Here is a 23,971-nt window from a genome sequence, read left to right on the forward strand (position 1 = left end):
AAGCAGCTAAAGTAATTTTCAGCATTGAAAAGAAATACCGATGTTGGTATGGTGGAATTGCCCGTGTAAATATATGGTTATCTTATGAGATTCATAGCCTGCTTTACATAAAAGTTAACAGTGAACGGCATTGGCTTGGAGGATGGCGGATATTGCGGGCGTTCGGGTGGACTGCGGCTCGCTCAATCAGTTTCAGGTAACAGGCATACATAACAAGCTGGTTTATACCGGTTCAATGCATTCGGTTCTGGGAGAGCCGCGGGTGCAGTGGGTTATTCTACAGGATTGGGAAGGACAGGTGAAACGATGAAGGACAAGGTTTCCATTCTCGGAGTTCCATTCTCCAAGCTGACGCTTGAACAGACAACCTCGCTGCTGGACAGGCACATCGGGGGCGGACAGGGAGGGCTGTTTCACCTGATTACAGCGAATCCGGAGATTACATTGGCTAGTCAATCGGACGGGAGACTCCGCGAGATCATCTGCTCGGCGGATCTGATCGTACCAGACGGGATCGGGATTGTAATGGCGGCACGAAGACAGGGGAATCCCATTCCGGAGCGGGTGACCGGCTACGATCTGCTGCTGAGCCTGCTTGCGAAGGGGAATGAGCGGGGCTGGAGTTTCTATTTCCTCGGAACGGATGAAGTGACCAGCGGACAAGCGGTGGAGAGAATCGCCCTGCGCTATCCGCAGGTGAAGATTGCCGGAAGGCATCACGGATTCTTTACAGCGGCCGAGGAGCCAGGAATTATCGCCGGTATTCAGCAGGCCCAGCCGGATATTCTCATTCTTGCCATGGGCGCTCCCTACTCGGACAAATGGCTGTATAAGCATAAGGAGGCGCTCAGCGGGGTTAAGGTTGTGTTTGGCGTTGGCGGCAGTCTGGACGTAATCTCGGGCAAAGTGAAGCCGGCACCGGCCATCTGGAAAAAGCTGAATCTGGAGTGGGCCCACAGGCTCTTGTTCGCACCCGTTGCCAAAGGCCAGAAATCACGCTGGCGCAGACAATCCGCCCTGCCCAAATTCGTCTACCGGACGATGATCCGCAAATGAAGGAGATCATTCGATTGAAGAGTGTTGAACAGGAAAGGGGCAGAGTTCATGTCTAAGAGCTTTGAAGTGGTACTCAAAAAAGTAGTCGATCACTCTTACACTATTGAGATTGGCGAGGGTCTGTTCGGTTCCCTGATCCGCGATCTGCAGCAGGGACTTCTGCCGGATGTAAGCAAGTTCGCCATTATTACCGATTCTACGGTCGAGCCGCTGTATGGCCGTCCCTTACTGGAGCTGCTGCGGCGTAGCGGCTTCCAGGCGGATTTATTTTCTTTTCCGGCCGGAGAGAGCTCCAAAACCCGTGAAACCAAGGCGCTGCTGGAAGACCAGCTGTTAAACCAGGCCTACGGGCGGGATTGCTGCATTATTGCCGTGGGCGGCGGAGCCGTAACGGATCTGGCCGGATTTCTGGCAGGCACCTTTGGCCGTGGGGTCCCTGCCCTGAATTATGCAACCACTCTGCTGGCAGCGGCAGATGCCTCTGTCGGCGGCAAAACCGGCGTGAATACACCTGTCGCCACGAACCTGATCGGCGTGTTCCACCAGCCCCGCAAAGTGTACATAGACCTGGCAGCATGGCGCACCCTTCCGGCCCGTGAGTTCCGCAGCGGTCTGGCGGAGACGATCAAGCATGCCTGCCTGGCGGACGAGACATTCTTCCGTTACCTGGAGGAGAATATCGGCAGGGTCATCTCAGAACAGGGCGGGCTTATCCTGGATGCGGACGTATGCGGGCATATCGCGCTGACGAACTGCCGGATCAAATACGAAGTGGTAGAACAGGATGAGCATGAGAGCAACCTGCGGCAGATTCTGAATCTGGGGCATACGGCAGGCCGGGCACTTGAGGCGCTCAGCGGCTACCAGCTGCTGCATGGCGAGGCTGTTGCAGTCGGGCTTGTCATTCAGGCCAGGCTGGGTGTGAAGTATGGATATATGACGGCTGAGCAGGCTGATCGTGTAGTCTCACTGCTGAAGAAGGCGGGCTTGCCGACGGAAATCCCGGATTCTATTGCTAACAGGGCGCTGGTGGACAAGATGTACACGGACAAAAAAGTGCGCAGCGGCCGCATCCGCTTCGTCTTCCAGGACGGCATCGGGGAGATGAAACGTTTCGCAGACGGCTCCTATTCGGTTCCGGTTGAAGAGGCGGATATTATGGAGCTGCTGGAGGAAATGCGCGGCAACTGATGCATATTAAAGAGTGCTGCACTTTATTTTAACCGATCGGGAAGCTGCCCCCTCCAATCTGGGTAAATGTAGATAAAGGGAATTTAGGAGGAATCGATATGGGCAACCCGCTGAAGGAATTCAAGAACAGCATCAACGGGCTGAAGCAGTCGCTGGACGGTGTGAAGCAATCGGTGGACGGGCTGAAGGCTCCGGTGGATGAGTTCAAAACGAATGTTCAGGAAACGCTGGACGAGGCGAAGTCGAGATCGGAAGGTGTGAAGTCAGAGCTCGGACGGATGAAGCAGGCTGTGAAGGAAACGCAGGCGGTGCTCACTGAGGTGAAGGATACCCTGACGGCATCGGCGGATGTGCTGTATACCCGCAAACGATATTTACGCTTATTCGGCCGCAAAAGAAAACTGCAAACCGCCAAGGCCGGGCGTGCTTAAGCCAGTCAGCAGTTAGACTTGGGAATTAGGGTTCCCCCAAAAAAGACGCAAGAGACAAACGGCAGAATCACCGTTCATCTCTTGCGTCTTCTGGCATGACCGGAACATCAGCGGCATCAGGGCATCTGAATGCTTAAACTACCAATCGAATCTACAATAAAGACAGGTACATACTGCTCGCCGGCATCCGTCTGAGCATGCTCATAGCCGTTCTCGAACTGGCCGCTGGCGACAGCTAATCCGGTAACCCCGCCGGTTTCGCCTTGAAGGATCAGATAACGCCCGTTCGAGCTGGCGACCGTTCTCCCGGCAGAGCCGATGTAAATATTGCACGAGAGAGTCACCTTCTCATAAGGATGAAGCTCCAGCTGTGAAGCATCTATAGGTGTATACGTAACCTCCCGGTATATTTCCGAGAACTCATACGCGCCGTTCACCTGGCGGAAAATGGCCGTCTGCCCGTCTTGACCGTCGGCGAGATCTGTATCCGATACGCGGATGGAGCCGTCTTCTGCAATCAGCTCATAGCCGTTGCCGGCAAAGCTGAACAGCTGCGAGATCCCCTCGGGCCTAATGGTGTAGGCGGTGAACGTACGGCGCCCGTCCTCTCGGCTGCCTATAGCTGTAACTACAGGTACTTCTGAATAGACAGACAATGACTCGTCAAAAGTAAGCTCTATCAGCGCAGCCGCATCCGCAACCACATCGCCGGTGCGGGTGGAGAGGGTTCCGTCATCGCTCATATCGGCGTAGACCAGCCTGCCGCTGGCGCCCACTCCGGCCACAGCCACCTTAGCGCCATAGCGTCCGGTGACGGAGGCCGTAAGTTTATAGCTGCCCTGGACATCTCCCCCGGGCAGTAGCCGCACAGGTTCAGCGGTATTCCAGGCGAGTGTCGCAGCGGCAACCGCCTCGGAGGTGTCCTGCAGCGGATTAAGATTCCCGTAGAGCCGGATGGCTTCGGCATATTGTCCGCCCCGGACCTGGCGCGCCGCCTCGCGGAGCAGCCTGGTGGTGCTGCTGTCGATCAGCTTCAGCACTTTGGAAGATTTCAGGCCAGCTGACTCTGCATACTTGCGGTAGGCAACAGCGTGTCCGGCGAAGGCGGCGGTACGATCGCCGTCCAGGTCCTTGTTCAGGATAAGTGTGGTACTTTCCTGAACCTGATCCTCAATCCAGTCCGCTGTATAACTATGGCTTTGATAAGCCTCTTCCATAGATAAGGCGCTGTCCAGCATAGGCTGGAAGCTTCCGGCTGCCGCCAGAGCCTTCAGTCTGGCGGTGTCATGAGCTTCGAATTTCGCGGCCAGCAATTCTTCCTTGGCCCCGGCCCCGCCGTAATAGGCCTCGGGGATTTGCAGCAGGCTCCATTTGACGCTCTCTGCGCTTCCGGCGCCGGTCGTGTTATTCGCTGCGTTCTTCTGGCTCTCCGTGAGCCCGGCAAGAAACTGCTCCTTGAACTGCCGGAACCCTGCCGTCATCTTCTCCGAAATGCCTGAATCAGCGGACAGCTGGCGATAATAGACTTCATAAGGTCCTCCCGTAACCATATACTTGCTCTTCAGGCTGAGCAGGGAGGCATAACTCTCCATATATCCGGTGAAATCCTTGACCGTCAACTGGTCTTCCAGGGTTAATACCAGTCCCCTTAGGCTACTGCGTATAGCCGTTATGGGAGCGAGCTCTTTAAGCCGTGCGTTAATCTGTTCTTCCTTGTATAAGATTGCCGTATTTGCCGCTGCCAGCCGGTACTGGTTCTCGGCAGCGATGAGCTCTCCTGCAGCATACAGCCGCTCAGCCTCACGCACGGTCTGAATCTTGTCCTCTATCCCCAGAGCCTTCTGTCCCAGCAGAACCAGCATGAAGATACACAGAATGATCATAATATTCCGCAGGGTTAATGCTTGTTTGATCGTCATATAGTATAGCCCCTTTATTCGGATATAAGGATTGCGCGTGCTGCCAGCTATCATCCTTATACTTCAGGGTCCCACCGGTACTTGAGCTCGCGGATTTCCGCCACCTTGGCATCCAGGCCGTTCCACGGCTCATAGGGGTTCGCAGCAATCAGCCGGGATAAGCGCAGGAAGCGGTCCTTGGGCAGCTCCTGTACATATCTTCCGATCAGCCCGGAATAGAGCAGTGCATAACGCTTCAGGCGTACCGCTGCCCCGGCAACGACAGTCAGAATAGCCAGCCCTTTGTCCATTTCGAGAATCTGCACTTCGTAGTTCTTAACATAGCGGAGGGTGCGGTCTTTAATCAAATCGGGCCGGACCTTGGCGATTTCACCGATATATTCAGCGAGCAGCGGCTCGAAGTCCTTCAGCAGCAGCTGTTCCAGCTCCAGAACCATGTCCTTGCGCAGCTGGAAGCCGTGCAGCAGGGCTACGCGCTGGCGGGAGATCCGGTCTCCGCGCAGCAGAATGGAGATCTCGCGGAGCTTCTCATAAGCGAGGACATCATTCTCGCGGAGGACGGATACTGCCTCCTGGCGGTTAAGCTCCAGATCTTCCTTAATTCTGAGGATGTTCCGGCCCAGCAGCTCATTAAGGGCATACAGATTTTCGTTCTGCCGTACTTTTCGCTGCGTATAGTAGACCAGTCCGGCTATCACGATGCCGCCGGCACCGCTTAGCGCCATCTGCTGCAGGCTTTGGCCGAAATAAACCGAAGCCAGAGTCAGCAGGAGGATGAGCAGCAGCCGGGTATGCATCTTGCGCCCGGCAATGGATACCGCCTGCTTCTCCACGGGAGTCAGTGAGGCACGGCCGCAGCGGGTGCAGCGTTCCTCGCCCAGGGCGGTGTAACGCCCGCAGCGGCGGCAGATACGGAGCTTCTCATAAGAATAGCGGGGAGCCTTGAACGGCCGGAAGGTAACAGGTTTCTTCTTACTCACGGGTAGAGTCGCCTCCGTTCAGTGCAGCAAGGAGCCGCTCGTCTATGTCCTCACGGGTAAGCGGCTTCCGCTGGCGTGAAGCGTATAAGGAGATCTGAATAACGGCATAGAGGAACGTTACTCCGAGTATGACGTATGTAATCATGGAACTCTTCCTTTCTCTCTGGTTACGGTCTTTTAATCAAATATTCAGGAACACGGCGTATACTTAGAATAATCCATCCGCTTCAAGATGGCGATTCTACCAGACGGGAGTGCCGGTCCAGCGGTCACTATGTTGATGTTTACAAGGTTTAATTATATCATAATGGCATACTATTTACAGAATTTAGCTATGCTGCCGGATTTGCCAGATCCGCCGAATTTAACACAAGAGGAGCCCTATTTATGCTTCGTACACACCGTAACCCCAGAACGATCAAGAATAGACTGCAGCGCATTTTTCCTGTATTGCTGCTGATCCTATGCATCGCTGTCCTGCCTTTCGGAGGCGCAGCGGCCAGTGCTGCTTCTGCGGCGCCGTCCCATATTGATGCTGTACTGCTGATTGATGTCAGCAACTCGATGAACAAGAGCGACAAGAACAAGATCGCGAATGAAGCGATGAAGATGTTCATAGATATGCTGTCCACGCAAGGAGACAAGGTGGGGATCGTTGCCTACACCGACAAGGTGCAGCGCGAGAAGGCCCTGCTTGGCATCACCTCTGCCGGGGACAAACAGGATTTGAAGGATTTCATCGACGGGCTGAACCGTGGACCCTACACGGATATAGCGGTCGGAATGGAAGAAGCTGTGAAGGTGCTGGAGAACGGCAGTGATCCCGGCCATGAGCCGATGATCGTGATGCTGGCCGACGGCAACAATGATTTAGATGAAGCCAGCGGCGCTACGCAGGCCCAGTCCGATCAGGAACTGAAGGCCGCTGTAGAAACTGCGAAGCAGAAGGGGTACCCGGTGTATACGATCGGGCTCAATGCGGATGGTAAGCTGAACAAGGATATTCTGTCTAATCTGTCCGATCAGACAGGCGGCAAGGCATTCACAACGGATTCCGCGGATGATCTTCCGCAGATTCTCAGCGAGATTTTTGCCAGCCATCTGAAGCTGAAGGTCGTGCCGGTGCCGTCGATTACGGCGAATGGCGACTATCAGGAAGTGACGGTCAATGTGCCGAACGGCAGTGTACTGGAAGCGAATATTTCAATAATGTCCTCGCAGCCTGTAACCGCGAAGCTGAGTGATCCGTCAGGGAAGGAAGTAGCGATTCCCTCGGATGCTGTGCTGCTGTCCAAGTCGTCTACCTACACGCTGATCAAGCTGCTCTCGCCGGAGCAGGGAGACTGGAAGCTCCAGGTCAAGGGTGTGGCGAAGGACAAAATTGATATCAATCTGGTATTCAACTATGATCTGGAGCTTAAGATCGATGTGCTGCCTTCCCAGTCCTACCGCAAAGGTGACACCGTCGATATCTCCTCGCATCTGTTCAGCAACGGTGCTGAGGTTACAGAGAGCAGCTTGTACCAGGAGATGAAGGCAGTGCTGCTGGCTACGGATGTCGATACGGGGACTGTGGAGGAGATTGCGCTCGACAATTCAGGTGCTGAGTTCAAGGGTGCTTTTGAAATAAAAGACAATCATGCCTATGAACTTAAGGTCCGGGCCGAAGAGAGCAGCTTCTACCGCGAGAGCGATGTGCTGACAATCAACGCCAAGACGGGAACGGTGGCTACAAGTCCTCCGGCCACGGGGGCAGGCACTGGTGAAGAACCGGTTACGGATCAGAAGTCCCCGAGCACTCTTTACTATATTATAGGCGGGATTGTACTCCTGCTGGCTGCCGCCGCCGCATTCTGGCTGCTGCGCCGCAGATCAAACCGCGGTTTTGTCGGACAGCTGGTTGTGGAAGTACTGGACGGCAATACCGGAGAGAAGACCTATCCGCAGTACAAGAAGCTTGCAGGCTTCCGCGGCAAATTCACGTTGCATCAGCTGCTGCAGCTGGCGCCTGAACTGAAGGAGAGCGAGAAGCTGGTCTTCACTCCGGGGAACAATGACCGGCTGATGCTGCGCGGAGGAGAAGGAATCTCAGTGGAGCGGTCAGGGCGCGCCGCCGATACCTCGCGGGGCCTTGAGATGAAGAGCGGTGACCGCGTATCGGTCTCACTCCAGACGGTAGATAAGACGATATTACTCGAATATTTGATATAACAGCAGACTAAGCGTAAGCTCCGAAGTGAATTTTTGAACGAAGCATGTTCAGGAAGAAGCGCTACGCATAACTTTTAGGAGGATAACCTATGAAACCGGTAGTAAGAGAACATATTCAGCAGCTCGATGTATCGCTTGGCGGAGGGATCGTCAGCGACAAAATAAGAGTGGACACCATAGACAACCCGATTCTGATTATCGGACTTGGCGGCACGGGCATCGATGCCCTGCTGCGCTTGAAATACCAGATTAACCGCCGCTTCAAGCTGCCTGAGGATCCGTTGTCCAAGAAGAAGCGGGATAAGCCCGACAATGTGGAATTCCTGGCGTTCGAGACCAATGAACAGGACCGCGGCAAAAAATATAAAGGCATCGGCCTCGACCCGCAGAATGAATTCGTGCTGCTGGCCAACGCCGAGATCGGCGGACTGCTGCAGAACCGCAGCATTCTTGATTCGTACATTACAGACTGGCTGTCGCCGGAGCTGAGTATCACAGACGGGATGAACGGAGCCGCCGGGGTGCGCCAGGCCGGACGACTGCTGCTGTTCACGAAGATTAATCAGGTCGTGGCTGCAATTGATAAGAAGATCAAGACACTGTCGGTCGGCACCAGCAAGAAGCTGATGGTTTTCCTGCTAACCGGCTTGTCCGGCGGAACAGGCAGCGGTGCCTTTCTGGATATTGCCTACATTGTCCGGGGGATTATTGAACGCGACTATGGCGCTGCCGGAATCGACCGCGTGAATACGCTGGGTTACCTGTTCACCCCGGATGTGAATCTGGCGAACAAGAGCCTCAGCGAGCACACCCGCGAGTATATCCGCAAGAACGGTTATGCTGCGCTCAAAGAGCTGGATTACTGGATGAATGTGGACAGCCGGGGAGAACGGTTCCGCCAGCAGTACGGCAATATTCTGAGCGTTAATTCGCCGCTGCCGCCGTTCAATCTGTGTCATCTCATCTCGGCGACGAATACGGAAGGCAAGCTGCTGGAGAATGCCTATGATTACTGCATGAATGTAACGGCTGAGAATATCACCAACTTCATGGCCAGCGAGGAAAAAGCCTCCGGCGAGGAATTCGCCATCCATGACTATATCAGCAACATCCGCACCAACATTGCACAGATGAACAAGACGTATCCTGCGAATTATGAATACAACATTATCGGCGCTTCCTCGGCGGTGCTGCCGATTGAGGAAATGACCACATATCTGGCCTTCCGCCTCTTCGACAAGATGGACAAGATGTTCCATCACGCCCCGGGGCAGGAGGATGTGGAGAAGATGGCACGCAAGCTCGGCATTGATCTCGATACAATGATCAAGACCTTCGAGTCCCGTGTGCCTGAGCCGCTGCCCGGCTATCAGAACAGTGAGCGCCTCAGCCATGCCAATGTGGTCAAGAACCAGGTGGTCAGCATGGATACGGAGCTGGAACAGAACTTCCTCGCCCGTGCGCGGGAAGAATACATCAAAGCGAAGAAGCAGCTGCCGGGTGAAATCACCGGACGTTTCGGCGAGGAGCTGGAGCGGATCTTCCTGCATCCGGAGCAGGGGCCGTTCTATGTATCCCGGCTGCTCTACACGGAGAAGGGCTTCTGTATCCTGAAGCTGATCCAGTCGTATATTGAAGCGCTGCGGGAGAGCCTGCTCCGTCTGCCGCGTGATATCGAGACGGCGCAGGACAGTGCAGAGGAGAAGCTGGGCGATGCGCGCAGCGCTTTTGTCTCCAAGGAGAAGAAGAAGAACGCCTATATCGAAGCCAAGATCAATGAATACTGGCTGCATGCCGATGTGGAGCGCACCGAGCAGATGATCCAGTTCTACGAGGATCTGTACGAGCTTCTGAATGAAGAGAACAGCCGGATCTACGGCGTATTCACAGAGATTCTGACGGCGCTCAGCTCGATCTTCGAGAAGAATGGCGACATTCTGATCAATGGCGAAGAGCAGGCTGATCATAAGGGCAACAAAACCTACTATTGGAATATCGTCAATGTGCCGGATATTTCGGCAACCATCTCCAAGGTGATGGACCAGAAGGACGGCGACGATCTGATCCGTGATTTCACGCGCGAAATGCTGAAGCATTCCGGACGCTGGGTCAAAGAGCAGGAGATTGATATCGTCCGTTCGATCTCTGAATTCCTCAGCGACAAGTTCGGTGATCTCATTACCCGTTCAATGGAAGATTTCCTGGTGATGAAATACGGGCGCGAGGAGCCGCTGGATAAGTTCGTTGAGCGGATTATCGCCGGACGTCTGGATGAAGATGCGGTGCCGATTTTCCACCTTAGCAACAGCTCAGGCAGTCTGCACTTCCCGTCTTGGGGCTTCGTATCCGTGCCGGTGAAGGCGCCGGGTATTCTGAAGGGAATCCGCAATTATCAGAACAATGCGCTCGGCAAATCGCAGTTCACGATCAAGGAAAGCCAGGTTAAGAACCGGATTTTCTGGCTCAATACACGTAACGGAGTACCGCTGTTTGTATATACACCGCTGCGGGTGTTCGAGGAGAACTATGAACGGACCATCCTGGACAAGGAAGGAATTGGCCGCCATCTGGTGATGACCGACAAGGATAACTGGACCTACCTGCCTTCCCCGATTCCGGAGAAGTCATGGGGCGATACCTACGTGAATGCACGGGTCCGTGATTATAATGCCAGAGTGCGTGCGGATTTCTTGCGTGCCCTGGAGGCTGGTGTAATTATCGAGAAAGGCATCGACGAGAATACGAGCAGCCGCTTCTCGGTCATCTTCACGAAGCCGTTTGATCTGGATAAAATGCTAAGCGGCTATGATCTGCAGCTTGGCTCCTCGCGTCCGAATCTGGGCGAAGTGAGAAAAGCCGCTGAAGAGCTCAAAGCGCTGCGCGCGGGCGGCCTGGAACGTGAAGGAATTAAGGACATCTTCGGCAGCATCAACCGTGAGCTGGCCCAGGAGAACCTGATCCGCTCCCCGCAGCTGATTGCCCGTGTCCGTGAAGAGCTGGCGAAATACGACGCATTGTCGGCCAAGGCAGCGGAACTCGAAGTGCTGGTCCACCAGCATCTGGATGAAGACAAGTGGATCGACCAGTTCATTGAGGCGCTGTACACCGATACCATCACCAAAAAAGGTGCGCTCTATGTCTATGACCGTGACGAAGACGAAGATGCCTGGGAGCCGTTCGCGAACCTGATGAAGGAACGCAGCTATGTGGAGTATGCCGTCTACCGCCATTTCCGTGCGCTGGATGAGAAAAGCCGCAGTCTCCTGCTGCGCAAGGCGGCACGCCGGGCCGGAGAGATGACGGCGGCGGAGGATGTGACTCCGCTGCTGTATAAGCTGGAAGGGATGTATGTATCGTTCCTGGAGGCGCGCGACAGCCTGGAATATGAGCGGGTAGAGCATGCGAACGGCGATGAAATGTACGGCTTCTACAAGAGCCTGACCGGCAAGCTCGGCAGCATCCGCAGAAAGCTGAAGTAAGCCTATGATCAGAGATCAGGCCTTACAATATTCAGAGCAGTACGCTGCGCAGGAGGAAGCGCAGCATAACAAGGGGGATGGGCGCAGCAGCATCCATTACCCTGCTCTGTTTCTGTTCCTCGGCGACAAGGTGACCCCGGCCATCGGTCCGGTGCTGGAGCGCTGCGAGCGCAAATGGGACAATGCAGGCGGTGTCATGGCGCTGCACGCGGGTTCTCCCAGCGGCAGCGGCAGTACGCAGGAGAAGGATGGAATCAAGGGATGGATCGGCAGCGGTAACAGCAGCGTTCATGAACGCGTGTTGCACATGGCCCTGCCGAACACGGCGGGCCGTGATCCCCGGACGGTCCGGCGGGAGCTGTACCGTGAATTTCATGAGGACAGCCAGTATCTGGCCGGGATGAACCGGACGCTGCGCCAGTTAAGCAACAGCATAGCAGACTACGGACGGCTGTATTCTTCGTTCGATGTCATCCATCTGTCCATCGTTACGCGGGTCGATGATCCGCTTAATGTGCTGCTGCCGGAGGTTGCCCTGCTGGCCCGCGCCATCCTCAGCCAGTCCTTCAAGTCGGTGCAGACCGATCTGTATGCACTGATCAACGAGCGGGAGCAAGGGGATAACTTTGGCTATTCCAGCTCGGTAGGGCTGGCTTTTCTGCGTGAGCTGGACGGGATGCAGGCGGCGGACTATGCCTTAAGCGCTCCGCTTCTGGTTACGGAGGAAGGACTGTCCATCCCCGTGGGCCATGGTCCCTCCGCGTTGTTCGATCTGGTCTATCTGCTCTCCGACAAGAACGAGCGCGGACTGATGTCCGTTCACGGGATGGACGACAATTATGAGATTATTGCCCATATCAGCCTGCTGAAGAACCGTGTCCGGCCTGCGGCTGATCATGCTTCCGGGCACGGCGGCTACAATAATATGACCTTCAAAAGCGGCATCCGGGGCAGCACGGGCAGACAAGGCTATGCTTCGGCCGGTTTCTCGGCGGTACGCAGGCCCAACCGGCAGATTGCGCTGGCGGTGCTCTACCATGCCCTGCATTACCTGGCTGAGAAGCTGCGTGCCGGCAACAGCCGGAGCCTTAAGGAACGGCAGGCGCTGCTGGGCCTCGGAGCGGATTCCCTGCGTGCCCGCGCGGCGGAACTGCTGCCGGATGATACCGGCCTTGCGGAGATGACCGGGCTGATGAGCCTTGGACGCCCGTCCTACTCGGAGCTCAGGGCGCTGTCGCTGCGCGAAGCCGAGGAACTGCTCTTCGGCGAGGGCGGGCAGGCCTATTTCCGCAGCAACTTTGCGGAAGTGTCCACAAGAAGGACTGCGGCCATCGACCCTGCGCGGGAGTGGGCCGGCGTCCTGGCCGCCGAGGAGCAGGCAACTCCGCCGGTGACCTTCTATCAGCTCGCAGAATGGACCGCTGAGCTGGCAGAGGGCGGAGGGAGTGTGCTCCATGCCCTGCGCCAGCATATGGGCGGACTGCGTTCGGCACTGCTCTCTGCGCAGGAGGAACTGGAACGGCTCTATGCGGAGAGTGTAGAACGCCAGCCGTTCCAGCGGGTGCCGCTGCTGGATAAACGGACTGTGCGTAATTTCATTCATTATTTATTTGATACCGTATATGGTAAGAAATATGAAATTCTCCGGCTCGAAAGCGAGCTTGCCCTCTGCCTCCGCTATGATGCGGCGCTTGAGCAGCTGCATGCGGACAGCAGAGCCAAGGTCCTGGCGATGGAAGCGCTGGAGGAGGAGCTGCAGAGCCTGGCCCTTGCCAGCATCGGCCGCAGCAAGGACACCGTGGATCAGAACATCATGGAGTACTACCGCAGCGTGACGGAAGAGGTCATGAAGGATATCGAGACCCGGCGCGGCGGAAATATCTTCTTCAGTGAGCGGTTTATGGGCAGCCTCTCGGAGCTGCTGCGGCGCGGCCGCGATGCTGTAGCTGAGCGGCTGATTGAGATCTGCCGCCGGGAGCTGCTGACGGCGGGGCCGTTCACGCTTCCGTTCGAGGAAGAGCTGCTGCGGCGTGCCAATGTCGCGGCAGCCTATGAGAACCGGGGCATTGTCTCCAAGGAGGAGCTGTTCAAGCAGCTCTACCGGAGTCTCGAAGAGGAGGCGGCAATGAATGTCCGCCTGTTTGAATATACGCAGGAGCACCGGCATGAGGAGAAATACTTTTTCGGCGACAGTGCCTCCGAATTCCTGCGCTATGCCTTCGGTGCGGACGAGACCACCCGCATCTACCGCTTGGGCTTCGTGCATGAGCAGCGCAGGAGCGGAGTGGAGAAGCTGAATCTGATGGGCGGCTTCCACCTGGAGGATCTGCTCTATTACCGCAACGGCAAGGTATATTATGAGACTTATGCGGGCAACGGCTATGAGCTGCACGGTCTTGCTGAGGAGCAATTGCCGGAGATGAGATGAGGACAATTTCCTCTCATTCTGCTGCAGGAAGTGCAATAGAATGAAATTTCAGACCCTTTTTCCGGCAATCTGTTGTACAGAATACACAAGAATAGAATTAGCAGCCTATTCACCCTGCAGTAGAAACTCCAGCCCCACAGCGCCGGTTTCAAGCGCATTATTATTAAGGTTTTTCCGGAAAGGATGAATATTAATGCAGCGTAAAATCAATCTCCTCCTGCTCCTCTTCAGTCTGCTGGGCGGCGGTGTGGCTTTTGTGCTTGGCGAGCTGCTACTGGACCGCAGGCCGTATGACCTGCCGCCGATTGTACTGGTTGGGATCTATTTTGCCCTTGTCGCGCTCTGTGTCTCGATAGGCAGCGTGGTTGCCGAGACGATCTCGCCCAAGCTGAATGGCCAGTCCTGGAAGCTCCGTTATCTCGGTACGTCATGGAAAATGCTTCCGCTGGCAGTGGTGCTGCTGTTTGGCATAGGTACGCTGACCGAGTTCGTGTATGAACTGAACTTTGGCGGCATCAAGCCGGTCAAGAATGTCATCATGGTCATCGATGATTCCGGCAGCATGCTGGAAAGCGACCCCAATAACAGCCGCTACGAAGCAGCCAGAGCACTGGTGCAGCAGCTGGATGAAGACAACAAGGTGGCCGTGGTCACGTTCAGCCATGAGGCTTCCGTAGTCCAGCCGCTGATCCCGCTCTCGAAGGCGGAGAACCGCCAGAAGGTGTCGGATGTAATCAGCAGCCTGGTGACTACCGAGGGCGGAACGAATATCAGCGGGGCTCTTACAGAAGCGATGAATGTCATCAATGAAGACGGGGCGGACCGCGGAGCGATGGTCATTCTGTTATCTGACGGCTTCAGCCAGTTTGATACGTCAACTGAGCTGACCGCATTTGTAGACCGCGGCATTGCGGTCAATACCATCGGGCTTGCCCTGGATGATCCGTCCGGCTCCAATCTTCTGCAGGATATCGCCAGCGTGACAGGCGGCCAGTATTATGATGTTACAGATGCGAACCGTCTGGGCGAGGTATTCCAGCAGATTTATGACCGTCTGGGCGACCGGACCCTGCTCACCGAGCGCAGTGATAGGGCAGCAGACAGTCCTTATTATGCTGTAGTGCGGATTCTTGCGTTGATCCTGATTGGTACCGCACTGGGCCTCGGGCTTGGCATTATATTCGATAACCGCCATCTGGCCCGCAGCTTCAGCTTCGGAGGCGCATTATCCGGGCTCGCTGCCGGACTGATTCTCGAATTCGGTCTCAACGGGGATACGGTTACAGATCCAATGATCCGCCTGCTGGCACTGCTGGTGCTCGTTGCTATTCTTACATTGTTTACTTATGTAGTACCTGTAGGGGAAGGACGCCTGTCCCGCAAGGGGAGAGCCGCCGGAGCCGCGGCCGCACCTGCGGACGGATTCCCTCCGCCGCGCCGGAACCGCGGCAGTAAGGGATTCTGAGTCCGATGGTTACCTAATGAAAGGAGCATGTTGCCATGAAGTACGCCGAGGTTGATTCTGGTGCACCGGTTATAGCCGAAGTGGTATCCAGAGTGGAAGACCGGTTCTGCACGCTGCGGTGGCGCTGGCCGGATGGCGTGCAGGCGGTATGTATTCATAAAGCCTCTGCGGAGGCACCGGAGGATGAGGAACATCCGCCTTCCGGCATGAAGCTCTACACACGTGAAGAGTACAAAGCGAATAACGGTTACCGTGACCGGCTGGATGAGATCGGGCTGGTGGCGTATACCATCTATGCCCGGCTGGCCGGGAACGGGGAGACGCTGCTGGTGCGTCAGCGGGACGGTGCCAACAAGACACTGGTAAGCGCGGGCAAAGCGAGAATCTATTATTCCGTCCAGCACAAAAAGGGCCTGTTTAGTAAGCTGAAAACCGTGCATATGACAATTACCGCTGAGGTGCCTGTACCGAAGGAAGTACTATGCTACGTGAAGAAGCGGGATGGCCATCCCGCCTCCAGGGAGGACGGGGCGCTTTTCCCGTTCGTGCAGGATTTCGCCCCCGGACGAAATCAGCTTCCGCCGATTGAGGTCGGCAAAGACGACTTCATCCGGATCTTTTTCACGGACGGCCGCAAGTACGGTTTATATTACGAGCTGGTGCCGGAGTGACCGGCCGGCAGGGTGTAAGGAATATTAGTTGGAGCGCGGAGCTCAGCCGGATACGTCCAGATATGGAATAACTGTATTTCATACAGCTAAAGTGGCAGATTTCTGCTGTACGGGATGTTTAATTGTATTTTGTACATCTATATCCCGGGAAAAGCCTCTAATCATGCTCTCTGCTCCGGTATAGTTGCACGAACTGCAGCTATTCGGACGCAAGCGGGCGGAAACGGTAATATAGCTGTACAAAGTGCAGTTATATGCGCTCCAAGAACCGCGTACAAACGGAATGCCGGGGAAGTGCAGTGTGTAAGGCCGGAGAAATTAAGCGAGCGGACCGTCTGCGCTCAGATATAGAAGCAAATTTGTGCGATACCCGTTTTGCGAGCAGCTCGTTCGTTGAGCAGCTGTTGCGGCAAAACTTTAGGCGTATGCTTTCGAAGCCAGTTTTGTCAGCAACTCATTCGCCTGAGCTGCTGCATCAAAACTTGGAGATTATGCTTTCGAAGCCAGTTTTGTCAGCCGCCCATTTACCTGAGCTGCCGGACAAAACGTTGAGGAGGAAGAGAAATGTCTTTTTTTAGCCGCTTCATGAAGAAGAATCAGGCCCCGGCAAGGCCGCTGTATTATGATATCGTCTGCCCGTACTGCTTCTCCCGCTTTGAGCCGGAGGAAGTGGTGTTCCGGGCCATGCACAGCCGTGAGGATGACGAGAATTATGCGCTGGGCGAAGATGATCTGCTGAATAAGTACCGTGAGCGCTTCGGCCTCGATACGGTAGACGATCTGGAAGCGATACTGAACCCGGCGGATATTCCGGAGGAGTATCATCATTATACGGACCATGTGCTGACCGGAATCACCGACCGCTATGGCGTGCTGACCCGCAGACGGCTATGTCCGTCCTGCCATAATGAGCTGCCTGTAACGGCGGGCAAGGTGCCGAGCAATATTATCTCGATTATCGGCGCTTCCCAGGTAGGGAAGTCGGTGTATATGACCTCGCTGATTCATACGCTGCAGCATACGACAGCGGGACATTTTGACGCGGCTTGTATGCCGCTGAATGCCGAGATCAGCCGCAAATTCCGCACCCTGTACGAAGAGCCGCTGTTCGAGCGGGGAGATCTGCTCGCTTCTACCCAGAAGGAGAAGATGCAGGAGCCGTTCATTTTCCAGTTCGTGTTCAAGGATGAATCCAAGCCCCCGCTGACGCTGGTGTTCTTCGATGTTGCCGGTGAAGGGATGGTCGATCAGGACTATCTGGGCCTGCACGGCCAGCATATCAAGAACTCCGCAGGCATTCTGTTCATGGTCGATCCGCTGCAGATCCGCTCCATCCGCGAGAAAATCCGCATCAACTTCGGCGACCGTCCGGGCGAGTGGGTGTCGCAGTACGATGAGCCGCGTGATGTTGTGCTGACCATGTTCGGCGACTTCATCGCTTATCAGGAGAAGAGCAAAACCAATATTCCAACGGCCATTGTACTGGCCAAAAGCGACATGCTGCACTCACTCAAGGATGAGGATGGCGATTACATCAAGTCCAACAGCAACGTGTTCAACAACTATGTGCACCGCAACACGCTGAATCTGGACGAGTTCCACAACATCGACGGTGAAATCCGCCGCTTTATCGAGAAGGTCGACCGTCCGTTCAAGGATACGATGGATGTGTACTTTGCCAACACCGGTTACTTCGCGGTATCTGCGCTGGGCAGCAATCCGGTCAATCAGAAGGTGGAGGGTGTCGTCAGTCCGATCCGTGTGGACGAGCCGTTTATCTGGCTGCTGCACAAGCTGAATTATATTGAGGGGAGCGACGGGCCGTGAACAGATTTTCAGGGTCCATGATCACCCAGCAGATGTATACCCGCGAGCGCCGCGGCGTTTACCGGGCGACAGAGGGATTCGATACGGTAGCGAAATCGGAGAGTCTCGACAATAATTTTGTCAAAAAGATCCTGCATCCCTTCTGCCTCTACGATGCTCCGGCCGAGCTCGCGGCACGCGGTGAGAAGGATGAGGAGCTGTATCCTGACGCGCTGCATCTGTTCCATACGGAGAGCAATGAGACAGTGATTGGCCTGAGCCGCTATCTGGCGGCGGATTTCACGGGGCAGCGGAGCGCTTTTTTTGCCCATAATTTCGTGGTGCCGCCTATCCGCTCGGAGGAGATTGTTGAGGGGTACGGGGAATGGCTGCATGCCGGCTTTGCCCGGAGTTATGAGGGGGAGCCGGGCGGAACACTGCCTGAGCTGGAGTCCATTCCAGTCGGGGTCCGTGAAGAGTCTGCAGACCCGCTGACCGTACTTCGCAGCCTCGGATTCACCGAAGAGCTGTTCAAAGCCCTGCTTCAGGCGGTCATGCTGTCCGTAGCCGGCAAGAAGAAGATCTATATAGCGCTGGATGTACCGATCAGTGAGTTGTCGCAGCGTGCGGTGGAGCTGACGGAGGTCCTCTATGCTTCAATGCCGCATGACTTCCGCCGCAGGCTGGGAGTGATCACTTATGCCAAAGAGCCGCAGAGCCGCAAATATATTCACCTGACCTTTGTGGAGAAGGGCTCGCTGCGCCCGGGGGACCGGAGTATTGAGAAGGATTATATTTTTGATCTGGCAGGCGCGCGGATTCTGAATGCCGATTTCGGGGAGTCCCGGCAGACGTATGCAGACCTGGCCTGGAAGACGCTGGGGCAAAAGGGCGGGAGTCTCAGAGATTTCGCCAGATTCGCCGACTCCCTGCTGCTTGGTGAGAGCGTGGACCGCAAGCTGTCGCTGGCACTCTACAATGAGCTGGCTGTCTTTTATGAGATTGAGCAGGGCAATGAAGATTTATATACTGGGAACAAGAACGCTGTGCTCGGCGGTCTGCTGTCCTATCTGAAGCCGGAGGGGGCGCTGGAATCCCGGGTACGCCTGAATGATATGTTCCTGGAGCGGTTCGACCGTGAGTATGATCTGATCCGCAAAAAAGGGATACCGGCGCCGGAGATTCTGGAGTGGTTCAAGGAGTATTTTGCGATGCCGGGCCATAATTACCGGGTCAAAATTGTGGATTACTTCATCAACGGAATGCTGAACTGCCAGTCGGCGGGACGTGAGGATGCGCTTGCTGCCGCTTACGGTATTATTGAGGGCAACGATGAGCTTAGTGCGGCCTTCTTCAAAAGAGTGCTGGCCCAGCCTATCTTCCGCAAAGCGCTGCTGGAGCCTTATATGGAATCCCGGCTGGCTGACGCGCCGAAATCGGCGGATATTCTGCGGTTCGTGGCGCATTGGGGCCGTTTCCTGCCGGAGGCGCTTCAGCAGGCTTTCGTGCGCGATACCGTCAAGGAATATCTGCTGGAGAAGCTGCAGCGGGACAATGATCCGGTGGCGGCGGTGGCATCGGTTCATGAGTCGGTGCAGAAGGCCGAGAAAGAACGCCGCAGAGGCGGCGGTGTACATGCTGAAGCGCTGTCACTGCTGCAGGAGCTGGGAACCGTTGCCGACCGCTTCCTGCTGAACCGGATCTCGCTGGACGAGCTGACGATGGAGCAGCTGCTGGAGATTTCCTTCCTGCGCTACCGGGATACGGCAGATTGGCAGCCGCCTCTGGATGCAATCGCTAAGTGTAAAGCGAATGCGCTGCGCGCTGCGTACCGCTGGTTCGGGGAGGAGAAGCCGGACGAGGAGATTTTCGCCGGTCTGTCTCCCCGGGAGCTGGATGATGTACAGCTGCTCGGAGGACGCTGGCTGAAGGAGTCGCGGAGCATCGAGCCGTTCGAACGGCTGCCGCTGGCCTTCTACCACAGCAGTGAACGTGAGGGCGGTCCGCTTGATTACGATGCGCTGCTGGAGCTGGTGGCGCGCAAAGCGGGCAATGATAAGGAAACGGTCTACCGTTTCCTGGCCTGGTCGCAGCATAACCGGCTGTTCACCATCTCGAGCAAGAAGCTGTGGCCGAATTACCGGCGGGCGGTGCTGAAGTATTTCCTGAAGAACGACCGCGAGGCGTTCAAGAACCGCGATTTCCGCAAAAGCTATAGCTCGGCCGCAACGCCCGCCATGCAGAATGTCTACAATGAAGCCCGCTCCCAGCTGGCTTCGCCGCTGGCGCGGTGGGTCAGCCGCAGCCGATTTCAGATCCTGATCTCCGGCAGCGTGCTTGGGATCGTACTGATCATAGCCGTCATCGCCATCAGCTGGCTGCGGCCGGATGCGGATACCGCTGCACCGCAGCCGACTGTGAGCCCGATTCGGGGCGATATCCACAGTGCGGATGGGCAAGAGCAAGCCCCGGTCTCTGTACGGCTGGTTGGTGGTGTGGCAGATGCCGGGACAGCCACAGGAACCGGAAATGGTGGAACAGAAGGTACCGGGAACGCTGGCGGGGCTGAAGGCGGCGGAACAGAAGGCAGTGGGAATGCTGGCGGGGCTGAAGGTGGCGGGGAGGCAGGCGTCAAGCTGGTGTTCAGCTTTGCCTCTGTGGCGGAATGCTCCGCCTTTAACCCGGCGGAGATCATCGTGATGTCCGGTAATAACGTTGTGGACACTTACAAGGTTGCAGCAACTGCGAGCAGTTGCCTGGCCGCCGGAGTTGACGGCGGCGCGAATGGGGATGCAGCCGCTGGAAATAGCGGCGGCTCTGATAAAGCCGAAGCCTCCCCGGCGGCGGGTGCATCGGGCGCCGGAAATGACGGCGGCTCTGATGAGGGAGCTGCCGGGACTGACGGCGGGGCGACCGGAAATGAAGCCGTGGGGACTGACGGCGGCGGAGATGCAGCCGCTGGAAATAGCGGCGGCTCTGATGAAGCCGAAGCCTCCCCGGCGACGGGTGCATCGGGCGCAGGAACACCTGCGCGCGTATATGAAGTGACGGTGGAGCTGGAGCCGGGCGCAAAGCTGGCCGCGGGTGATGTGATCACTGCGGGCATCTATACGCTGAAGCTACAGGCTAGTCCGGGGAGCATTCTGGGAAGTACCCCGAGCACTACTCCGGAGACTACACCCGGCACCGGCCCCACTCCTTCCGCCAGCCCGGACACGGATGCGGAATGATTGGGTGAGAGCCTGAATTGGGCGAAGCCGGATGTAAGAGAAGTCCGGCATTTCATCAACGGTGCTTCCGCGTAAGCTGGCAGAGAGGTCATTGTACTTTGTCCACTCAAATCAGGAATAATCAGCCCTATTATGCGTTCTATTGTATTGGGTACATTAGAATCCGGATTTTAGAGCTTATAAGGGGTATATTCCAAAATCAATTGGATTAAATACAGCAGAATGCATTATGGCCGCCTTTTATCCCCATTCTGTTGTACATAATACAATCAACCAGCTGCCGGCTCTTGCCGGAAGCGGAAGCATCACTATTTAAGTCCTGAACAGCATGATATGCCGGGAGAATGCGGCGAGTGTTGTTCAGGACTTTTTGTGCGGAAGGGGCCGGTTGTGCCTATAATTGAAACAGCTTGTCTATAGACATACAGGGGAATAGTAGATATGATTGTTTGTGAATATTCAAATTTAATAAGCTTTGGAAAAAGGTGCGGATTTCCGTAGAAACAGGCGTAGTCATGCAACAGATACCCATGCCGGTTCTACGATTGTAATCTGCTTAAAAGGGAAGTCCGGTGCAAGTCCGGTGCGGTCCCGCCACTGTAAATGCGGAGCGACTCCTGAGAAGCCACTGTCTGATAATAGGATGGGAAGGCGGGGGAAGCAATGAAGCTTAAGCCAGGAGACCTGCCTTTTTCGTTGTTGTTTCTATTCTTCGGGGGTAAGAATGCGGAACAGGTGCAAATATAAGCAGTGGCTGTGTGAGGGAAACTTCATATCAGCTGCATGTATTGTATCCTTCCCCGGCCGCCCTGTACAGGGCGGTCTTTATGTTGCACCCGCATCAGCGGAGGACGCAGGATTCATCTATACCATTCTATTCACAGAAAGAGGTCAAGCAATGAAGAACAATTTATCATCCAAGTTTATCCGGCTGGGTCTGATCGTTGTCATGATGTTCGCGGTTCTGGGAGCGGCTGTAGCTCCGGCGGGACAGGCTTTTGCAGAGACGGCTGCGAGCACTGGGAATAACGCGGCATCTCTACCTTCAGGCACAGCAGTTAGCGTAGCTGAGGCAGTCTATGCCACTTCGGAGTTTGTGCTGAAGGCCGGAGTCCAGTCCGACTGGCAGGCCATCGGCCTAGCGCAGGCGGGCTATAAGGTTCCGGATAGTTATTTAAAGGCGCTTGAGAGTAAAGTAGCCGCAGCCAAGGGTGTCTACGCCAGAGCTACGGACTATGCGCGGATTACGCTTACGGTTAGGGCGCTTGGCGGGAATCCGGCGGATGTTGCCGGCTACAATCTGATTGAGAAGCTCTACAATAACGATAAAATTACCGGCCAGACGCTGAACAACGCAGCCTATGTACTGCTGGCGCTTGATTCCGGAACTTATACTATGCCTGACAATGCGAAATGGACCCCAGCTAAATTGCTGGCTGAGATCCTGTCCAAGCAGAACACTGACGGAGGCTTCACTCTGACTACGGGGGCTAGTGATCCGGACATGACGGCGATGGTGCTTACTGTGCTGGCAGGACATAAGGATGATCCGGCAGTCAATACCGCAGGACAGCGGGCGGCAGCCTGGCTGGCGACTGCACAGGACAAGAACGGCGGCTATGGTGACAGCAGCGAGAGTGTCGCTCAAGCCATTATTGGTCTGTCCTCCTTTGGCATTGACCCGGCAGGGGCGGAGTATACCGTAGGCAATGTAAACCTTGTCAGTAAGCTTCTTAGCTATAGTGCAGCAGATGGCGGGTTCGCTCATACAGCGGGGGGAAGCTACAATCAGCTCTCGACAGAGCAGGCACTGGAAGCATTGGTAGCTTACAAGCTTTTCAGCACAGGCAGCAAGCTCTATGATCTTAGCAATTCACCTGTGAAGAGTCCTCAGGTTAGTGTGTCCGTTGCCATTGAGAGCCCTAACGGAACCCTGGCAGAAGGCACTGTATATGCGGGAAATGTACTTCAAGCACTGGAGAAGGCAGCGGCGGCGAAGAAGGTGGCCCTGGTCAATGAAGCTGGCAATTACGTGACGGGAATCGGCGGCGTAACTGCGGGTGCTTTTGGCGGCTATGACGGGTGGATGTATGTTGTAGCCCGCGGTGGAGCGTGGATCTATCCAAGTGTAGGCATGGGTGATTTCCTTCTTGCGGAGAATGACCGCGTGCTTGTCTATTATGGCGGGGATAACACACAGGTGGTAGAGTCCGTGACGGTCTCCCCTGCACAGCCGCAGCCTGGACAAGATATTACTGTAAAAGTAACTCAAAAGCAGTGGGTATGGAATGAAGCGACCTTCACTTCCGACCCGGTATCCTCGCCAGCCGCAGGGGTTCAGGTATCCATCGGCGGTAAAACTGCTGTTACGGATGCTGCGGGTTCAGCTGTTGTTGCCGGCGGCCTGCCAGCGAATAAATATACGATTACCGTTACCGGATATCTCAAAGACAGCACACCTGCGGTAGTCCGCTATTCGCAGCCGCTGACCGTGGCTTCTGCTGCGGCTGACCGTGCTGCTTTTACCGATGTGAAGTCAATCTCGCCTTGGGCGCTGGAGTCAGTGTACACGGCCTATGACCGCAAGCTGATGGGCGGGGTCAGTGAGAGCAGCCTCGTGTTCGCGCCGAAGCAGAATATTACCCGGGCTGAATTTGCAGCACTGCTGCTGAGATTGACCGGCAACGAGCCGTCTGCGGCATCGTCAGCCCAGAGTTTCAGTGATGTTAAGGCGGATGCGTGGTATTATGGAGCAGTGAACAAAGCGAAGGAACTGGGAATTGTCAGCGGAGTAGCAGGCACAGCCTTCAAACCGGACGGCCCCGTTACCCGCCAGGATATGGCTGTAATGATCGTGAGAGCCTTGAAGCTGGACGAAGCTTCGGCAGCAGCCGGAACCGGAAAATTCACCGATGAAGACCAGATCAGCGCCTACGCATTAACGGCGGTACGTACTGTAACCGGACTTGGAATTATGAGCGGTACCGGCGGCGAATTCGCTCCTGCCACAGCTGTAACCAGAGAAATGGCCGCTGCTGTAGCGGTTAGATTGCCTTAGGAAGGATATGGGTCAAGGAAGAAGAGCCTTGATGAAGAAAAGATCC

General features: G+C 55.6%; 15 protein-coding genes and 1 riboswitch. Of the genes, 12 read left to right on the top strand and 3 right to left on the bottom strand.

Features of this window, described 5'->3' with window-relative positions; translation table 11 throughout:
* Positions 1-142: 142 nt before the first annotated feature.
* The 4 genes from P40081_RS38215 (at position 143) to P40081_RS05255 (ending at position 2,678) form a co-directional block, all read left to right on the top strand.
* Positions 143-310, top strand: coding sequence for a hypothetical protein (locus P40081_RS38215; protein WP_156118530.1), 168 nt, complete (start codon positions 143-145; stop codon positions 308-310).
* On the top strand, positions 307-1,056 hold the full coding sequence (locus tag P40081_RS05245) for a WecB/TagA/CpsF family glycosyltransferase (protein ID WP_042133849.1): 750 nt from the start codon (positions 307-309) through the stop codon (positions 1,054-1,056). The genes P40081_RS38215 and P40081_RS05245 overlap by 4 nt, the downstream gene beginning before the upstream one ends.
* Positions 1,057-1,104: 48 nt before the next feature.
* A complete protein-coding gene (gene aroB, locus P40081_RS05250; RefSeq protein WP_042133850.1) occupies positions 1,105-2,247 on the top strand; it encodes a 3-dehydroquinate synthase in 1,143 nt (380 codons plus the stop codon).
* 98 nt (positions 2,248-2,345) lie between these two features.
* A complete protein-coding gene (locus P40081_RS05255; RefSeq protein WP_039305831.1) occupies positions 2,346-2,678 on the top strand; it encodes a hypothetical protein in 333 nt (110 codons plus the stop codon).
* A gap of 116 nt (positions 2,679-2,794) precedes the next feature.
* Here P40081_RS05255 and P40081_RS05260 read toward each other — a convergent pair whose 3' ends face one another.
* The 3 genes from P40081_RS05260 to P40081_RS38220 are packed head-to-tail and all read right to left on the bottom strand — an operon-like array spanning position 2,795 to position 5,722.
* Positions 2,795-4,597, bottom strand: a complete 1,803-nt coding sequence (locus P40081_RS05260; RefSeq protein WP_042133853.1) for a hypothetical protein — start codon at positions 4,595-4,597, stop codon at positions 2,795-2,797.
* Positions 4,598-4,653: 56 nt separating this feature from the next.
* A complete protein-coding gene (locus tag P40081_RS05265) occupies positions 4,654-5,577 on the bottom strand; it encodes a hypothetical protein (protein ID WP_039305825.1) in 924 nt (307 codons plus the stop codon).
* Positions 5,570-5,722 carry a hypothetical protein gene (locus tag P40081_RS38220; protein WP_156118531.1) on the bottom strand — a complete coding sequence of 51 codons (153 nt, stop codon included), beginning with the start codon at positions 5,720-5,722 and terminating at the stop codon, positions 5,570-5,572. The genes P40081_RS05265 and P40081_RS38220 overlap by 8 nt, the downstream gene beginning before the upstream one ends.
* A 242-nt stretch (positions 5,723-5,964) precedes the next feature.
* Here P40081_RS38220 and P40081_RS05270 point away from each other — a divergent pair, with 242 nt between their 5' ends.
* The 8 genes from P40081_RS05270 to P40081_RS36185 all read left to right on the top strand — a co-directional run bounded on the left by P40081_RS05270 (position 5,965) and on the right by P40081_RS36185 (position 23,925).
* On the top strand, positions 5,965-7,788 hold the full coding sequence (locus P40081_RS05270; RefSeq protein WP_156118532.1) for a vWA domain-containing protein: 1,824 nt from the start codon (positions 5,965-5,967) through the stop codon (positions 7,786-7,788).
* Positions 7,789-7,877: 89 nt separating this feature from the next.
* On the top strand, positions 7,878-11,267 hold the full coding sequence (locus P40081_RS05275) for a tubulin-like doman-containing protein (RefSeq protein ID WP_042133855.1): 3,390 nt from the start codon (positions 7,878-7,880) through the stop codon (positions 11,265-11,267).
* A gap of 4 nt (positions 11,268-11,271) precedes the next feature.
* Positions 11,272-13,695: an FtsZ/tubulin family protein gene (locus P40081_RS05280; RefSeq protein ID WP_052421676.1), complete on the top strand. Its 2,424-nt coding sequence runs from the start codon at positions 11,272-11,274 to the stop codon at positions 13,693-13,695.
* Positions 13,696-13,888: 193 nt separating this feature from the next.
* Positions 13,889-15,160 carry a vWA domain-containing protein gene (locus P40081_RS05285; protein ID WP_042133858.1) on the top strand — a complete coding sequence of 424 codons (1,272 nt, stop codon included), beginning with the start codon at positions 13,889-13,891 and terminating at the stop codon, positions 15,158-15,160.
* Positions 15,161-15,195: 35 nt separating this feature from the next.
* Positions 15,196-15,831, top strand: coding sequence for a hypothetical protein (locus P40081_RS05290; protein ID WP_042133861.1), 636 nt, complete (start codon positions 15,196-15,198; stop codon positions 15,829-15,831).
* Positions 15,832-16,395: 564 nt separating this feature from the next.
* Positions 16,396-17,658, top strand: coding sequence for a hypothetical protein (locus P40081_RS05295; RefSeq protein WP_042133863.1), 1,263 nt, complete (start codon positions 16,396-16,398; stop codon positions 17,656-17,658).
* On the top strand, positions 17,655-20,867 hold the full coding sequence (locus tag P40081_RS05300) for a GAP1-N2 domain-containing protein (RefSeq protein ID WP_052421677.1): 3,213 nt from the start codon (positions 17,655-17,657) through the stop codon (positions 20,865-20,867). The genes P40081_RS05295 and P40081_RS05300 overlap by 4 nt, the downstream gene beginning before the upstream one ends.
* 517 nt (positions 20,868-21,384) lie before the next feature.
* Positions 21,385-21,573, top strand: a riboswitch (cobalamin riboswitch).
* A gap of 192 nt (positions 21,574-21,765) precedes the next feature.
* A complete protein-coding gene (locus tag P40081_RS36185; protein WP_052421678.1) occupies positions 21,766-23,925 on the top strand; it encodes an S-layer homology domain-containing protein in 2,160 nt (719 codons plus the stop codon).
* Positions 23,926-23,971 lie beyond the last annotated feature (46 nt).

The organism is Paenibacillus sp. FSL P4-0081, assembly GCF_000758565.1.
Classification (GTDB): Bacteria; Bacillota; Bacilli; order Paenibacillales; family Paenibacillaceae; genus Paenibacillus_AQ; species Paenibacillus_AQ phytohabitans.

Bases quoted from the DNA above. Each gene is read 5' to 3' on its own strand.
- P40081_RS05285 (WP_042133858.1), top strand. From the start codon at position 13,889: ATGCAGCGTAAAATCAATCTCCTCCTGCTCCTCTTCAGTCTGCTGGGC.
- P40081_RS36185 (WP_052421678.1), top strand. From the start codon at position 21,766: ATGAAGAACAATTTATCATCCAAGTTTATCCGGCTGGGTCTGATCGTT.
- P40081_RS05290 (WP_042133861.1), top strand. From the start codon at position 15,196: ATGAAGTACGCCGAGGTTGATTCTGGTGCACCGGTTATAGCCGAAGTG.
- P40081_RS05270 (WP_156118532.1), top strand. From the start codon at position 5,965: ATGCTTCGTACACACCGTAACCCCAGAACGATCAAGAATAGACTGCAG.
- P40081_RS05295 (WP_042133863.1), top strand. From the start codon at position 16,396: ATGTCTTTTTTTAGCCGCTTCATGAAGAAGAATCAGGCCCCGGCAAGG.
- P40081_RS05255 (WP_039305831.1), top strand. From the start codon at position 2,346: ATGGGCAACCCGCTGAAGGAATTCAAGAACAGCATCAACGGGCTGAAG.
- aroB (WP_042133850.1), top strand. From the start codon at position 1,105: ATGTCTAAGAGCTTTGAAGTGGTACTCAAAAAAGTAGTCGATCACTCT.
- P40081_RS05260 (WP_042133853.1), bottom strand. From the start codon at position 4,597: ATGACGATCAAACAAGCATTAACCCTGCGGAATATTATGATCATTCTG.
- P40081_RS05245 (WP_042133849.1), top strand. From the start codon at position 307: ATGAAGGACAAGGTTTCCATTCTCGGAGTTCCATTCTCCAAGCTGACG.
- P40081_RS38215 (WP_156118530.1), top strand. From the start codon at position 143: ATGGCGGATATTGCGGGCGTTCGGGTGGACTGCGGCTCGCTCAATCAG.
- P40081_RS05280 (WP_052421676.1), top strand. From the start codon at position 11,272: ATGATCAGAGATCAGGCCTTACAATATTCAGAGCAGTACGCTGCGCAG.
- P40081_RS38220 (WP_156118531.1), bottom strand. From the start codon at position 5,722: ATGATTACATACGTCATACTCGGAGTAACGTTCCTCTATGCCGTTATT.
- P40081_RS05275 (WP_042133855.1), top strand. From the start codon at position 7,878: ATGAAACCGGTAGTAAGAGAACATATTCAGCAGCTCGATGTATCGCTT.